Here is a 15,754-nt window from a genome sequence, read left to right on the forward strand (position 1 = left end):
TGGCTTTGGCGACCTTTAAGGTCGCCTTTTTTCGGTGTGTTATTGGCTGGCACCGGAGAGAATAATCTTAATAGTTTGGTGCTCTTCAGTGTCTTTCGGCAAAATATTCGTGTAATGCTTGACGCCACTCAGGGCTTCGGCGAACTTTGAGCAGGGCCCGGTTTAATTGCTCGATATATTCGCTTTTATCTTCGATAACAAAGCCATAGTTTTGTTTTTCAAACTGATAAGGTAAAACCATTAAATTTTGATATTCTCCCTTTTCTTTTGACTTCTTGAGCAGGTATTTCAATACTGCAGCATCAGCAACAATGGCATCCACTTCGTTGTTTTCTAAGGCAGCTAGCATCTGATCCGTGTCTATGTAGGTGCGGTGAACAATACTTTGAGACGTCAGGTATTCAGATGATGTAGAGGCTAATTTTGCCCCTACCGGAATGTTGGCTAAATCCCCAGGCCCTCTAATATCTGAACTTAACAGACCTAAAGTAAATGTGCTCGCGAGTATAGCGGTAATACTTGCAATGAAAATGGTAGTAAAAATTGCCAGAAAGACTGTCAGCACCCGACCGGGCAGGGTTTTAAACTCAAAATAATTGAAAGGTCCTTTGGTGATAAACAGTAAACCGAGAATAAATCCCTCTATCAGTTGAGCTTTGCGGGAGGGCATTGAATACAGCTTCTCGTTTACCCGGTGCTCTAGTAGGTAGTAGATACCACCAACGGTTGCGGCAGCAGCAAAGAATATACCGAGAACGATCAGTAAGTTTTTATTTGTAATAATATTTTTTATTGTTGTTAAGTGCCCTTGTTTTTTTACCGCAATGGCGAGGTGTGTCTCATAGAATGAATGGGAGAAATCGAGAATTAGCTCTCTTTCAGGGGTGATAGAGATACAGGATATCCCGACGGCTAGCTTTTTATTTGCCACGGCCTCCAATAGATCTTTGAGGCTATAGTCAGTGATTTGGTACTGCAGCCCAAGGTTTTCTGAGATGCGTTCCCATAACAAGATGCTTAGCCCTGAATAAGTATCGTCATCATGCTTAATGACGAACGGTGGACAATGGTAGCTCCCAACCTGGATAACAGGTTTCACCGGTGTCGCCGCAAGAGCACATTGGCCTAGTAACAACATGGGAAAAACAATTAACAAAAGAGAGAGTTTAGACCGGGCTGTGGGGGCATCTGACATCGTTGTGATCTTTGCTGTTGAGATGAGATAAGTATAAGCGGCATTTTGATATGGCGGCGCTGTCTTATTTTTGACTGTTGTAAGCTACAGTAATTGTATGATTTTTATGGTGGGCTATGCTTATATCAGTTGAAGACAAGTCGGGACAAGTAGCTGACTTTTAATATAAGACGCGACTTTCCCGAACGGAGGAAGTTAGATGAAGCTTTTCTCTTATTGTGCGCTGATATTAGCTTTGCTACTGACAGCTGTTACAGCCTATGCGGACGATGTGTGGGTGATAGAAATTAAAGGTGGAATAGGGCCTGCTACTAGTGACTACGTTGCACGTGAAATTGACCAGGCACGAGTGGACCAGGCGTCATTTATCGTACTTAAAATGGATACCCCAGGAGGGTTAGATACATCAATGCGGGACATAATCCGCGCAGTAACCACGTCATCCATCCCAGTGGCTACATGGGTTGGCCCTTCAGGAGCAAGAGCCGCGAGTGCTGGGACCTATATTTTGCTAGCGAGTCATGTTGCCTCTATGGCTCCCGCGACAAATTTGGGAGCAGCAACGCCAGTGTCATTAGGAGGAGGCCAGGGGGGGGATGAGCCTGATGAGACCAGCAATCCTTTTGCCCCTAAACAGGAGAAAAAAGAGAAGGACCAAGCAGAAGCTGATGACAAAAAAGAAAATGCAGAGCCAGAAGATGAACGAGTAAAAGCTAAAACCGCCATGCAGAAGAAAGTTATCAACGATGCGACCGCGTATATCCAAGGATTGGCAAAGCTCCATGGGAGAAATGCTGAGTGGGCAGCTAAGGCGGTGACAGAAGCGGCAAGTTTAGATGCAGAGAGCGCTCTGAAAGAGAATGTCATTGATTTTATAGCTGCGGATTTAGATAGCCTCATTGCTCAGTCGAATGGGCGAAAAACAAGTATTAATGGCGTCGAAACGACTATCGAGCTTTCTGAGGTTGCCTATGTTGAGCGCGAGCAAGATTGGCGGTTCCAAATTTTATCGGTTATTACCAACCCTAATGTTGCCTACATATTAATGCTCATTGGTATCTATGGGTTGCTTCTTGAGTTCTACAATCCCGGTGTGGGCTTGCCTGGTGTGCTTGGCGGGATTTGCCTATTGCTGGCGATGTACTCGTTGCAAATGTTACCCGTTAGCTATGCTGGTCTCGGGCTGCTATTGCTTGGTATTGCGCTGATGATTGCAGAGGCATTCAGTCCTAGCTTCGGCATACTCGGGCTCGGCGGTATTGTGTCGTTTGCTTTGGGTTCCATTATGCTCATGGATACGGAAACTCCCGGATATCAGATTGCCATTCCTTTGATCATTGGCCTTACTGTCGTCTCCGCATTATTTACTTTTGTGATTCTCGCATTGTTACTAAAAACACGGCGTAAACCTGTGACGACAGGGGTAGAAGTGCTGCTAGGGCAGAGTGCAACGGTAGTAAGCGGTTTTCCAGGCAATGGCCGTGTCTTAGTAGATGGTGAAATTTGGCAGGCTAGGTGTGATAGGCCGTTGGCCAAGGGGCAGAGCGTTACAGTGAGGAGAGTGGCGGGCTTATGTCTTGATGTTGACGACAGTTTCTGTGATTCAGAAGGTATTGATAAGGAATAATCTTATGGTTACTTATTCGTTTGCTACGATAATTGTGCTGGTGGTTGTATTGATCGTCAGCATGTTCAAAATTTTACGTGAGTATGAACGTGCTGTTGTTTTCTTATTGGGGCGTTTTTACGAGGTCAAGGGGCCTGGTCTGATCATTATTGTACCGATTATTCAACAAATGGTACGGGTCGACCTTCGTACTATTGTGTTGGATGTACCAACGCAAGACTTGATCACTCGAGATAATGTCTCTGTCCGAGTGAATGCCGTTGTCTATTTCCGGGTTGTGGAGCCCAAAATGGCAATTAATAATGTGGAAAACTACCTTGAAGCCACTAGCCAACTATCACAGACGACACTCAGATCTGTCTTAGGTCAGCATGAGCTTGATGAACTTCTTTCTGCCCGCGATGAATTGAACAAGGATTTGCAAGTGATCCTTGACCAGCATACAGATAACTGGGGAATTAAAATTGCGAATGTCGAAATCAAGCATGTCGATCTTGACGAGAGTATGGTTCGGGCCTTGGCAAGGCAAGCCGAAGCCGAACGTTCCCGCCGGGCAAAAGTGATTCACGCTATCGGGGAACTTGAAGCATCAAAGAAGCTGAAAGAAGCTGCGCAAGTCTTGAATGAGGCACCAAATGCCGTTCAATTGCGTTATATGCAAACCCTTACTGAAATTTCAAATGACCGTACGACAACAATTGTTTTCCCTATGCCGATCGATTTGGTTGATAAAATGGGGGATCTTATGAAGGGGGCGTCGACTGAAGGAAAGATCGATTATCCCTAAGCAAAGCCAATTCATTTTGTAGTATCCGATTTTGGCTCCTCGTCACAGGAGCCAAAGTACCAATATAGGGGGCAGACGTATAGTGATAGCCGCGCTAAGAGCGCTGCATCATAAAAGTTCGGTACTCAAGTTCATCAAACTGTTTATCAAGCATGACAAGGCCTATAATAGTTGTCACCAGCATGGTCACAGCAAAACCGTAGCCGTAATAAACTGGCCCCAAATCGATGCTGTAATGCGCTAACGTAAAGTTACCCATAGCCATTAGGGCCGTTAACGCTAAGGCGGAATAGCGTTTGTCCAAGTAGTACATGACATTGAGAATCGACAGTACGAGCACCTGAAGGCTGACTCCGACCAGGTCAACGTAAAGAAGATGAAGGTAGGCAAGGTCGATATCCAATGCGACGAGTATATCTTCTGCCCAAAGCAGCAATAGCGCCAGTGTCATCCCCTGAACTTTGAATATCTCATAAATACTCTGCTGACAGGCAAGAACCATTTTGTCTTTCAACAGGTAGATAGAATCAAGAGTGGCTCCTCGTCGCACAGCGTCATAGAACTTCAGGCATGCATCTGCAAAGTCTGTTTCCATGCGTAGCATGAATACGGCCATACCTGGAACAATGGCGAGGTAGGCGATGAAAATCGGTAAGTCATAAATATATGATGCTCGAAACAAGTCAATAACCTGATGGGAGGTTTCGCTTCTAAACCAGAATACAAATTTGTCCAGCCAGACACCAAGGTTGTATAAAAAACCACACCAGATTAAAGAGAAAAAGGTTTTCTTATAGTTGAGGAACTCAAAGGAAATGAATCGCTTAGAGGGAAAGTCCCGAATAACATGGTAAAGGAAGGCAAAGGTGAGTACTGCTTGGCAAACACAAAAAATCACCATTAGTCCCAGTAAGCCAAATGATGGGAGTACCAAGCTTAATATTACCATTAGGCCGTAACTAATCATCATAGTGAAAAAAATTCGGTAATACTCTTTCATCCCGCTAAGAAAGATGATTATGAGCCACTGGTTACACAGCAGAACTAAGGAAGTCACGATAGTGATTTTTACCGGCGGTTCTATACTTGGCGATGCAGCCATAATAGCAGTCCCGATAATTGCCGAGATAGCACTGGTGACCAGCATCGAGCCCAGAAGATTAGGTACAATCCGGTGCTCTTGTTCAGCAAAAATCAGATCAGAAATAAATCGAGTTAACAATAATTGAAACAGGCCACTAATAATCAGAGAACCTGCCATTAAGTAAGTCACAATGACCAGAAATTGAACAATGATGTATGTCGGAAATACGATGCCAATACTGATTATGCCGATAGCAAGCAAGGCTAAAATAGAAAGTACCCAAGGCCCAGAGCTTATCAGCCCAGCTAAGCCATATGCTTCCAGCATTGATAGCAGCGAGTTCTTTTTTAGAATTTTTCGTAATTCAAACCCGATCCCTGCCATTAATAGCCTCCTTGTACAGGTTACGATATGACTCGTACATTATTTTTTCATCGTAATAATGACTTACTCGCTCTTTACCGATATCACCGACTTTTAGCCAGTCGTCTGTGTTGCTCAATACTTTGACGATCGCTTGTGCACCCTCTACAGGGCTTGCGATGGGGATGATTTCACCCGCAGAGCCTAACGCTGCATCTTCACCTGCAGCCCCGTCGATGATTTCTCTGCAGGCACCAACTTCAGTGGCGATACATGGAATACCCGCGGCCATCGCTTCAAGCAGCACTAGAGGCTGGGCTTCGCTTATTGAGGTCAGCATCATCACGCCCAGTTTCGGCAATATTTCCGCGACATTCTGGCTACCGAGTAATTTGACATTATTTGTAAGGCCCAAACTTTCAATCAGTAGTTCGCATTCATGGACATAGTCTTTGTCTTCTTCTTTAGGGCCGATAATCCAGCCTTCTAGCATTGGAAGTTGCTCAATGGCTCCACGAATAGTTCGAATAAAGGTTTTGATATCCTTGATGGGTACGACACGGCCTACCAGGCCAACAACCAATGGTGGCTTATCCGGACGTTTTTCATAGGCAGCGTGAAAACGCTGGATATTAATGCCATTTACGATCACCTGGGTTTTTTGCCTGGGAGCACCATCTATGTGTTGCCGTTGTCTATTACCTTCATATAGCGCAATGATTTTATCTGCCTGGTGGTAGGCAGTTAAACCGAGTTGCTCAAAGAAGCGCACCCATGTTTTACGCGTGATATCCATATCTCTATGCATACTGATATCAATGAGGCTATGACGGTCCTTGATCCAGCTTGCCTGAGCCAAGTCGATTTTTCGCTCCTTGGTATATATCCCATGCTCAGTGAGAAGAAAAGGACAGTGATTTTTTTGCCGGGCAAGTGCCCCTAAGAATCCGGCATAGCCTGTCGAAACGCTATGGAACACTTTAGCTCTTGGCAGGTTCTGCGAAATACGGGATAGAATGAACAAGGGCTGATAGATATTGCGGTAAGTCCAAAAGTAATCAACAAACGATTGATTTTCGGCAACATCGAAATACCTTTCGGTAAGTACATCCCAGGATGCTCGACTATATAAAAAATCCGCTAAGCTCAAGTGGCCTTTTTTACCCAAAAAATCGGAAACCTCCGATAACAGGTCACTAGGTATTGGCTCTTGGTTATTTTCAAAAAACGAAAGGAAATTTCCCCAGGCTTCGAATAGCTTTGATCTTCCGGAGCGGGGAGAGGCTTTGAGGCGACTTTGATCTGATAGAAGGTAATGAACATCAAAGCCTACTACGTTATCGGGAAGTTCATATACGGGGTCGCCATAGAAATCGGGGTGTCCGCCTAAAAAAATAAGGTGGAATGTTAATTCCGGCAGGCCACTGATGATCTGATGAACCCAACTAGATACACCACCGCGCACATATGGGTAAGTGCCTTCAAGCAATAGACAGATATCAACATCTTTGTTCAAGACCAATACTCCTTTATTTGGCTCAGCTGCTCACCTTTTCGATCCGGGAAGTAGGAAATATAATTTTTAGTCTTCTTATAATCCCCTGATAAATAGGCGGCTTCAGCTAGATAAGGTGCAACCTGTTTTACCAATAATCCACCATCCAGCGCGCTTGAGAGATAGTAAATAGCTTCCTGTGATCTTTTTTGCTCCAGCATAACTCTGCCAAGCAGAAGGTTATTAGATGCGCTGATTTCGATTTTGTTTGATAGTTTTAGGTAGTGTTCTGCCTGTTCAAGATAATGTTTTTTCAATATCCCTTCGGCAATACCAAGGTAGCAGAGCTCCCAGTATTGCTGCGCGATTTCAAAAGCCTTACTGGCTTGCATATTGTGTTTGAGTTGCTTCTTAAATAAGGAAATCAATTCATTGATTTGGGTTTCAATGCTTTCGAGCGAGGCGTAGGCAAGTAAACGAACATCATCAGATAAGTCTTTGAGAGCAAGTTGAAGTAAGGGGACTGCATGTTGGCGGGGCAAGTGCCGAATCGCACCAACGGCAAGTAGCCGCCGATCAGGGTCACTGTCATGAATAAGGATCTCGCGAAGTGCCCCTGTACCAAATTGTGTATTCAATACTTCTCCTGGGCTTTGAGGGAGTGGAGACTTCTCGCATTCCTGCCATGTCACTTGGTTTTGCTTCCTTGGTAGATATAAGCCAATCAACAAAGAACAAGCGGTTCCAATCATACCAACAAGGGGGAGAAAAAAATTGAACAAAAATAGGAATGATATGGCACTGATTATCGGAAATTTGTATTTACGAGGAAGCAGCAGCCAGACTAAGCCACTAAAACTACCACACGCTATAGCATGGGTGGAAAAAAATGAAAGCCACATCACTGGTGTCATTTCATGATTAAAAACGAGATAGAAACTTAAGCTCTCAAATATTATCGTTTGAATAAATAGCCAGGCTTTCATCATAAGCTCCTAGTTCGTCCATGAGTTGCTTGATCTGTTCGAGGTCCTGATCTAGCGATAATGGCCCAATGGTCTCGATACTTTTTTCAACATCTTTAATTTGAATCGATAACAGTTCCTTTAGGCGTTTAATATATAGCTGGGCATCGTATACGGTTGTTAATGGAAGCAGTACCACCAGCGCAGGGTGGCCTTGTCCTGATTGGCAAGACCAGTAAACATCGGCACCTCGTCGGTAGTTGACGACGGAATCCAAAGATTGCTTATTGATACCGTGGGTATCGATAAACGCAACCAGTGTACTGTCTGCACCATAGTGGCGTTTGTTATATTTTGCACGGTCAATGTAGCTAAGAAAAATATCGCTTTGATGAGCGCGAAGAATAGGGGTAAGAATAGCTTCGCTGAGCAGATCGGCAGCATGGTTTGACACCAGTGATAATAGGGCAACATTGGCTGGAGTGAGCATGAAAAACTTTGCACTTTCTGCGATCACGATAGCTTGTAAGGTATTGTGTGTATCAAGTAGCGGAATGCAGAGTTGGTAACGTGACTTATGGACTTCATTTGCACTAATTTTTGCCGGCGATAACAGCTTATTGGTTGCCAGCATATCTTGGAGCATTGGGTCGCCAAGCACTAATTGATGGTGATCGCCGAGGGTTGCTTGTGGATGAAGATCAATTTTACCGTCGGTGACCTTATAGATCCCGGCAACCTCAAGCCCGCCTATGTCAGCCAGTAAGTTAAGAAAAGGGTGGCCAAGGTACTCAAGACGATGAGCGCTGTGCTTAGCCGCTATCTTGTGCAAAGCATTAATGCTTGCTCGAAGGCTGACGGTTTGACCGGCAGTACGCTGCTCAAGTTGGTCATGGGAAACTTTTAGTAAGTGATAGTTTTGGGTAAAACTATCGAGTTTCTGGCTCATGTACTGATGGTCAAGAATATGCTTCTGGTTGATATTGTGCCAGTAATCATGAAATTCTCCTGCAATCATCGCAACTAGGATCATTCCTATTGCCAGGGAAAGGGGGAAGTAGTCAAGTAACCCGGTGATATTCATGATGCTGGCCAAGCCAGCTGTTGTCAGCAAAGAGCAGAGAAACCCTTTGGCGAAGCCATATCGCAGAGCAATGAGCAATGGGCCAAACAGGGGCCAGAAAAAGTGATGCTCTGTTGAAGACGGTGCCAGAGAGTTCGACTGGGTCCAGATATAGATTGAAATGATCGAGACGACGACAGTTTCTAGCCAAGCAAAGCCAGCCTGCTTAATTCCGACAATGACATGATTCCATAATTTCTGCATGGGCAACCTTACGCTTCCGGAACGGTACTATTTCTGTTCGATGTGCAGGCCGTCGAGTAGTGTTTCGATGACGATATGACCTGTACCACTAACACTTTCTCTCCCCCAGCCACCACGAGTGCCTGTAGCCCGCCAATAGATTGTCTTGTTTTTCGCTGACTTGACTTCCAGTGTGATTCCTACAGCAGGCTCCCCATCAAGACCACTTTTATAATGCCATTCTTCAACAGAGCCTGTTATGACATAGTCAACTGACTGTGAGGCTAACCAGGCCTGGGCATTTTTTTGTTTGGCGGAACGGTCTAAAATGCTCGAAAGATCAGTATGTTCACTTACTGGATACATTACAGCATGAATGCCTTTTGCGTATAACTGGGCGTTTAAGATTTGCTCGGCTTTTTCTGCGGCCATGGGGGTGTTGGAATTGTTGGCTAGTGGCATTACCGCCCAGGTACTGCTGGCAGCAAACATCGGACTATTGGGAACCTGATAACTGCTACAGGCGCTCAGAGCCAATGAAGAAGCTAATAATAAAGTACGTTTCATAATCATTATCCTTTTAGAAGCCGTAGTAATATCCAAACGACAGTTTGAGTGACTCGTCCCCGTTTCTGTCTTGGCTTTGCCAGTCAGCCGAAAAATACAGTTCATCATTGCCAACGATTCGCCAGCCTAGGCCTGCACTCAGTGCTATGTCCATTCGATCTAATATGACGTTGTAACCGAGGGAGCTATCAAACCAATATCGAGGTGACGGTACCGTTGCGCCTGGTGTCCCTGGTTCGCCATGCCAAACACGCTGACCGATGGCCAGTCGCTGATACTTTTCTTCAATGAAATCAGCGCTGGTTAGGGGGCGCTCCCCCTGATGCCAGTCATTAATTCCTTCTAGGTGACTGCTGCTAAGGTTAACGTCTTGCAAGCTGACGTCAGCGTAGAGCTGCCAAGCGGGATCGGTGAAGAACAACTGCTCAGACAGCCTTAAATTCAAATCCCAACCATGACCGATGTCATCATTAAACCGAGTTGATAAATCATGCAGGTTGAACCGGATGGCAACAGACTCGCGAGTCGTCGGTTGATAGTTGAATGCCAATCCCAGAATATTTTCTTGGCCGGTAATATTGAGTAACTGACTGGCTTCGATATGGCGGTTAACGCCCAGTTCTATCGATGTATTCCAGTACGAATCAATAGGGGTTTGATACCTTGCCGAAAAGCCCAGACGCTGCTCACCAACCCCGTCGGCAAAATCTAAATTGAACTGCCAGGCCGACTCTAAGTGTTGATAGTTATATTTGCCTCTGAGGCGAAATTCATTATCAATGTGGTTGCCCTGTAATAATTCTGGCGTACCGGTAGTTTGATAATCGCTACCCAGTCGCCAGTAGCCGCTATGATGGGGGGCATAGTAGTCAAGACTGTATTTGGTAATATCCCATTGGGTATTTTGGCTGAACTGGGATCGTACACCGTGGGTTTTGCCTGGGTGCTGGTTGACATGGATGTGTCTTAACTGATTTTCAGCCTGTGGGTCGTGATGTTGACCTATCTTATTTTGTCCTTGCTGCCAGGCTTTTTGGTGCTGGCCGGTTAGTTGTAGTGCCACGTTTTTATCGGAGATAGGTAAGTTTACTGATTCATTAAGTAGCCTTTCCATTTTCTGACGGTCACGCTGCTGAATAGCGAGAGAAAGCTGTTGCCAGTCGGGAAGCCGAAAATGTTTGAACGCCGTTCTTTGATGCCAGAAGAGCAAATTATCCGCCTGATTACTTGCAAGGTAGTGAAGAAACATATCTGCTACGTTACGGCTGTCAGGCTCTGATAAAGCGGCATGCTCACTCATGGTCTGGGCGAATTGTCTACCTATAAACATGGTTACAAGAGAGTGATAGGCGATATCTCCGTCATCGATTCTCAGCAGCTCATCGCTAAGTTGGCTAGCAATATACCGGCGAAGAGTAAATGCGGTGTCATATTGGCCTTGCGCCTCAAGCAGAGCGGCATAGTTGAGGACAATCGCCACATCAGGCTTGTCCGTATGGATAAGAAGTTGCCGATACCAAAGTTCGGCTTCTTTGAAATGGCCAAGAATCTGAGCCGCGGTGGCAAAACCGAGCCAGAGATCACTGTCATCCCGAAGGAGCTTTTTATACCGATTGTAAGTCTCTAATATCTTGTCATGATCATTGCTCTCGATGTTCAGCCACAATAAGCCGCTGATCGCGCCTTTGTGTAGCGGTTCTTGAGCAAGCACATTTTTATAGAGCATAAATGCGTGGTCATAATCCGGTTTTTCGGTTGCAAGCTGTGCTTGAAAAAGAAGGCTCTGAGGGTTGTTGATGAGCGCAGGATCGCCAGCCGCCAATGAAACTAACTCTGCAAACAATGCTTTATCTTTAATCTCTTGAGCCGCTTGTATCGCGGCAAGTAGCACTGCGCTATCGCCAGATTGATGATACAGCTCAATTAAATGGTCGATATTGTCTTGATTCATTGGCGAATAGATTCGTACATACCGATAAAGGTCAAATTTATGACTGGATCTTGCTGCCAACTGATCCTGCGAAAGCCTCGACAGTTTAAGGTTACTTGTTTGCCAAGCAAGGCGAGCAACCAAATTCAAATAGTTGTCATCGGTGTCAAGCCAGTCGATAGGTGACGTTAATACCGCTAATGCCAAGTTGGGCTGGTTGGCCATAATATAGGCGTTAGAAAAGCGTATGGCTTCTATTGTTGTCGGTTTACGGATAGATGCTAACTTTTGTGACTGTTTGATAACGCGTTTGTAGTCGTTTTTATAGCCATAGAGTCGTGCCTGGTGCATTATCAGAGCGGTATCTCGAGGGCGAAGCTGCGCCAGTCGTTTTACATGGGTTAGCGCTTCATCTGTTCCGACGGCTTTCTCTGTGGCACTTAGCCAGTTGGAATACTCTGAGGATTTGATTAGGTTGTTGCTAGCCAGGTGCTGATAAAAAACACTTTCATTGGAAATATCACCAAGGGCTCGTGACTCTTCAATACCGGCTCGTAGCTGATTTTCAGACGGTTCATAATTCAGCAGTTGTAAACTTGTCCTAAAAGCATTCTGAGTATTGCCTTGCCAACGGTACAGATCGTGCAATTTGGCTAATCTCTCAGATGATGGGTTGGTTTTGACGGCTTTCGCCAATAAAGAGGTTGCTAACGGGAGGTTGGCATTTGCCAAAGCAAGTTCTGCAGTACTGGCATACAAAGCGTTACTGGGCTGAAGTGTTAATAGTTTCTGTGATTGATATAGAGCAATGTCAACGTTACCCGTTAGCTTTAGGTGCTCGATAGTTAACTTTATGAATTCCGGATCTTGGCTTAGTACGCCTTTATACTTCAGGATAAAACGCTGAGCTAACCAGGCAGAATCCGAGGATGCAAATAATTTTAGTAGGGCTTTTGCGTCCTCTAAAGTTTCATGCTCCATAAATGTATTATGTTGTAATTTTATTGCGCTGTCATAATCTGAGTACTGAAGTGCTAGGGAGATTAATTCTTGCTGAGTCGTTTCTCCACTTTGAAGGTGGGGAGATAAAATATCGAAGGCGCTTTTGGGCATGGAGAGTGAAATAGCGGCATCAGCATATTCTCTTGCCAAGTCAGCTTCGGGAATGTAACCAACCTCCTTAATCAATCGGCGAAGCCGCGAGTTGACATTGGTATCTGTGTTAGCTTGGTATAACCGTTCAATAAGCAATTGTAGATACAGTTTGAAAGCGACCCAGTCTTTAGACCCGTCTTTCCGGGTTAATATTGTTGTTGTTAGTTCGGAGGCTTTATCGAGGCTGCCAACCCGATAGTAGTTATCGATAAGCTGAAGGGTGACTTCACGGTTATCTGACTCTCTTACGTACAGTTCATTGAGAAAAGCTAATGAGACCTCTGGTGACTTGGAGCGGGAAATTAGCTGTACGAGCATATTTTTACTGGGCGCAATAAGCCATAACGCCCATAAAGAGGTGAGCGTTAAAATTACCAGTGTTGGTTTATTCAACAGCCGGATTCTAGTTTTATCTTTTGCTGTGCGTTTTTTAAATAATGCCATACAGTGCTTGTCGTATATTGATTAACCTAGTGCTTATTTGCAGTAAAGTGTTCCGGATAAAACCCCCGCAATATTGGACTTAAAACGAATACCTTCATGGTTGATTTGTTTGGCGGCAAAGCCGAGATCACTTTCAATTTGACATCCTGAGCCATTAGCGACCTCAAACTCTAATGGAACATGGCTTTGGAATGCCCATTTGATAGTATTGTCAATCTTATTCCACCGGATAAGCTTGCCATTGGCACTTTTTAGGCGAACCCTATTATCGGGTTTGGTGTTTAGTACAACAGTGCTTCTCGGTGATTTTAAAATAAGGTACTTCCCATCCAGTCCGTAATCCCAACCAGCGATATTACTTAGGACTGTATTTGGGTAACCAAGCTGATGGGGTAGTCTTATACTCGAAATACCAGAGCTTGTGATTTGCCAACCTCCATCGAGTGTTTTAGCGAGGCCCGTTTCATATAAGCTACTGGCACGTTGCGCGTATTCGCTAAGATAGAGTGGGGTGGTTTTTTGTTTTATTGCCCAGTCATAAACATCAATAAGTCCCTTCAGTGACGCTGGGTAGGCACCCGAATACATGTGGTAATAAATACTGATAGTTTTTAATCTTCGAGGGTTGCCAAGAAGGTTGAAAGTTTCTATTGCCCGTCCATAACCATCGTGATGTTCAGTCCAAAGGTTGGTGTATAGATTTTCGTTAAGCACTGGCGCATAAACATGGACTGCAGAAGGGTACCAGGCAATTGTCGGTGACACCTGAGCGTAACTATTATCACCATTAACGACATAGGTATTGCCACCATTAACATTTAGCAGGCTTGCCTTCTCGGCAATAGCGAGAACGTCTTCCGAAGGTGTTGCATTTCCTGACCATAAGATCAGCTTTACTCGTTTGCCTTTAGGAGCCAAGTTTTTGTTTATGTAATCTGTACTGCCGATAATTTCATTATGATAGTCAACCGAATAGCCGGGAATGGGAAGGTGATCACCATATTGTTTTTTCATGATGTTTGGGGTTTGGTCCCAAAAAAAAGGGTGACTAAATGTATGCGATGCCACTTCTATATTCGGAAGTGCAAAAATCTTTCGAGCAATTTTTTCCATTTCTTGGCTTTGTTTCGGATAGAGACCTCTTTTGCCTATTTCGCCTTCTATTACAGAGACTGTTTGGGGCAGAGGGTATTTTTTAAATACATGGTCTAGCAGGACTTCAGCGGTATAAGGTCTTCCGGGAAACCAGGCTTTTGAAGGAAAACCATCGCCATCAACATGGCTTGTCAATATTCGCCTCGCCGACTCAGTTGTGGTATCAGCGGCTGGGATGACAGGAAGGTTTAAGGTTTCTTCAATTAGTCTAAATGGATCGATTACCCAAACGTCTTTGTTGTTGGCAAGGTTAATAACAGGCAAGGGGGATAACGCCGCACCTCCCCAAGGAGCCTTAATGAGTAAAGGTGACGTATTCCCTTTTTGATCTTCAGCAGCAAGTAGCGTTTGAATATTGGCGTCGTGTATTGCCCAGCTTCGATGAGGCTCGAACTGGTTTAACGACGGTGAATATTGACTCCCCAGCCAGCTTTCTTCTTTTGATACTGAAATCTTACCTGCAAATGTCCCTGATTCTGATAGGCCAAGCTTCCGGCGGAGAGTTTCATCGGCTGGCAGCGAATTAATAAACAGCAAGGGCCGGTGGCCAACAACTCTTGTTAGCCATTGTTGCAAGGTGATGTCGTGCTGATAGGTGTTATCTTCTAGCCAGAGAAAAATGGCCGCATATCGGCTGAGATCAATATTGGAATAGTTGGTGGTTTGGATGTCATGACACTCAGGTACATAACCAAAGTATTCGAGCGGCATCGCGAACATTCTGTGGCATTCAGAATCCGTTTGCTTGGCTAGTAGTCCGTCGTAAAAGCCAAGAACTCGTTTGGGTATTGGCTCGATAGTACTAACACCGAACTCATAGAGCATGCCATCGCTGATATAAGGGGTATATCCTTCTTTGAGTAGCCGGTGAGCGGCTGCTCTTTGCCCTTCACGGTTGTCAGCTGGAATATAGTCGATGACGATGGTTTCGATGCCGAGGGATCTTATCGTTGCAAGTTTATTGGATAGCCACTCAGAGTCTGAATTTTTGACTTGATGATAGCTTTTATTTACTGGGGAGTAACTATGGTAGAGCGATTCGGCAACCACGCCGTAGACGGATTGATTCAATAACTCGATGACCTCAAAACCGCGGTTGAGAATGATTTTTGGTTTTCTATCAAGTTGGTTAAAAGAATCAATAATGGATGCCAAGGCATGTTGCTGCCTAAGTTGATTTTGGCTATTGCTAGCAAAGAGGTAGTAGCTGTCTAGCGTATCTAGGAATAGGCCATCAAAGCCTTTCTCTAACAGGGTTGTGGCTTTTTGTTCAAGATATTGTTGCCATGCAAGAGAGGATAAGTCCATCACATAGCTGCCCCAGTTTGTATTCTTGGCTTTAGAGGCTGCGCGGAGCTCCGCGGGTAAGGTTTGGTCTTCAAATTCTCCCACACTGATGTAGGAAAAAACCTGTGTGTCTGCTTTGTGTAAAGTCTTTATCTGTTTATGAGAAATTAGAGCCGGGGAAACAACAACGCGATCATAATTCATTAGTTCCCGAACCGAGTCGACACTATTGTAGTAAAACGCAATAGAAGCGGGTGTCTGTGCTGACACGGAAAAGGTGAAGAGCACAAGGGCTGAAAGAATGAGTCGCATAGCGTGATTCCTTATTCCTTGGTTACTTACTGCTGTTCTAGCAGCGTGCATTCATATGCTTATTCTCTATAATTGTTCATAA

Annotated in this window: 10 protein-coding genes; 2 read left to right on the forward strand and 8 right to left on the reverse strand. The window is 44.7% G+C overall.

The annotated features are described in order from the left end of the window. Nucleotides 1-85 precede the first annotated feature (85 nt). Nucleotides 86-1,195 carry a transporter substrate-binding domain-containing protein gene (locus MD588_RS11060; RefSeq protein WP_407676563.1) on the reverse strand — a complete coding sequence of 370 codons (1,110 nt, stop codon included), beginning with the start codon at nucleotides 1,193-1,195 and terminating at the stop codon, nucleotides 86-88. 199 nt (nucleotides 1,196-1,394) lie between these two features. On the opposite strand from MD588_RS11060, the gene MD588_RS11065 reads away from it, so the two are divergent. Together MD588_RS11065 and MD588_RS11070 are read left to right on the forward strand one after the other, a co-directional pair. Beyond that, the gene (locus tag MD588_RS11065; RefSeq protein WP_265697289.1) at nucleotides 1,395-2,822 is read left to right on the forward strand and encodes an NfeD family protein; all 1,428 of its coding nucleotides are present in this window, start codon (nucleotides 1,395-1,397) and stop codon (nucleotides 2,820-2,822) included. A gap of 4 nt (nucleotides 2,823-2,826) precedes the next feature. Further along, nucleotides 2,827-3,609 carry a slipin family protein gene (locus MD588_RS11070; RefSeq protein ID WP_265697290.1) on the forward strand — a complete coding sequence of 261 codons (783 nt, stop codon included), beginning with the start codon at nucleotides 2,827-2,829 and terminating at the stop codon, nucleotides 3,607-3,609. Nucleotides 3,610-3,703: 94 nt separating this feature from the next. Here MD588_RS11070 and pelG read toward each other — a convergent pair whose 3' ends face one another. The 7 genes from pelG to MD588_RS11105 all read right to left on the reverse strand — a co-directional run bounded on the left by pelG (nucleotide 3,704) and on the right by MD588_RS11105 (nucleotide 15,672). Beyond that, nucleotides 3,704-5,077, reverse strand: coding sequence for an exopolysaccharide Pel transporter PelG (pelG, locus tag MD588_RS11075; protein WP_265697291.1), 1,374 nt, complete (start codon nucleotides 5,075-5,077; stop codon nucleotides 3,704-3,706). Then, nucleotides 5,058-6,572, reverse strand: a complete 1,515-nt coding sequence (gene pelF / locus MD588_RS11080; RefSeq protein ID WP_265697293.1) for a GT4 family glycosyltransferase PelF — start codon at nucleotides 6,570-6,572, stop codon at nucleotides 5,058-5,060. Before pelF ends, pelG begins: the two co-directional genes overlap by 20 nt. Further along, nucleotides 6,569-7,537, reverse strand: coding sequence for a HEAT repeat domain-containing protein (locus MD588_RS11085; protein ID WP_265697294.1), 969 nt, complete (start codon nucleotides 7,535-7,537; stop codon nucleotides 6,569-6,571). The genes pelF and MD588_RS11085 overlap by 4 nt, the downstream gene beginning before the upstream one ends. Further along, on the reverse strand, nucleotides 7,500-8,843 hold the full coding sequence (locus MD588_RS11090) for a PelD GGDEF domain-containing protein (protein ID WP_265697296.1): 1,344 nt from the start codon (nucleotides 8,841-8,843) through the stop codon (nucleotides 7,500-7,502). The genes MD588_RS11085 and MD588_RS11090 overlap by 38 nt, the downstream gene beginning before the upstream one ends. Nucleotides 8,844-8,870: 27 nt before the next feature. Then, complete coding sequence (locus MD588_RS11095; RefSeq protein WP_265697297.1) at nucleotides 8,871-9,389, reverse strand: hypothetical protein; 519 nt, start codon at nucleotides 9,387-9,389, stop codon at nucleotides 8,871-8,873. Between the two features lie 13 nt (nucleotides 9,390-9,402). Next, entirely contained in the window at nucleotides 9,403-12,792 is a 3,390-nt protein-coding gene (locus MD588_RS11100; protein ID WP_265697298.1) for a tetratricopeptide repeat protein, read from the reverse strand. Nucleotides 12,793-12,951: 159 nt separating this feature from the next. Beyond that, nucleotides 12,952-15,672, reverse strand: a complete 2,721-nt coding sequence (locus tag MD588_RS11105) for an endo alpha-1,4 polygalactosaminidase (RefSeq protein WP_265697299.1) — start codon at nucleotides 15,670-15,672, stop codon at nucleotides 12,952-12,954. Nucleotides 15,673-15,754: the final 82 nt, after the last annotated feature.

The sequence above is a fragment of the Photobacterium obscurum genome (genome assembly GCF_026191635.1).
Lineage (GTDB): Bacteria > Pseudomonadota > Gammaproteobacteria > Enterobacterales > Vibrionaceae > Photobacterium > Photobacterium obscurum.

What these genes read in the sequence shown, in the direction of transcription:
- MD588_RS11060 (WP_407676563.1), bottom strand. Translation starts at nt 1,195, where the DNA reads ATGTCAGATGCCCCCACAGCCCGGTCTAAACTCTCTCTTTTGTTAATT.
- MD588_RS11065 (WP_265697289.1), top strand. Translation starts at nt 1,395, where the DNA reads ATGAAGCTTTTCTCTTATTGTGCGCTGATATTAGCTTTGCTACTGACA.
- MD588_RS11070 (WP_265697290.1), top strand. Translation starts at nt 2,827, where the DNA reads ATGGTTACTTATTCGTTTGCTACGATAATTGTGCTGGTGGTTGTATTG.
- pelG (WP_265697291.1), bottom strand. Translation starts at nt 5,077, where the DNA reads ATGGCAGGGATCGGGTTTGAATTACGAAAAATTCTAAAAAAGAACTCG.
- MD588_RS11085 (WP_265697294.1), bottom strand. Translation starts at nt 7,537, where the DNA reads ATGAAAGCCTGGCTATTTATTCAAACGATAATATTTGAGAGCTTAAGT.
- MD588_RS11090 (WP_265697296.1), bottom strand. Translation starts at nt 8,843, where the DNA reads ATGCAGAAATTATGGAATCATGTCATTGTCGGAATTAAGCAGGCTGGC.
- MD588_RS11095 (WP_265697297.1), bottom strand. Translation starts at nt 9,389, where the DNA reads ATGAAACGTACTTTATTATTAGCTTCTTCATTGGCTCTGAGCGCCTGT.
- MD588_RS11100 (WP_265697298.1), bottom strand. Translation starts at nt 12,792, where the DNA reads ATGCTCGTACAGCTAATTTCCCGCTCCAAGTCACCAGAGGTCTCATTA.
- MD588_RS11105 (WP_265697299.1), bottom strand. Translation starts at nt 15,672, where the DNA reads ATGCGACTCATTCTTTCAGCCCTTGTGCTCTTCACCTTTTCCGTGTCA.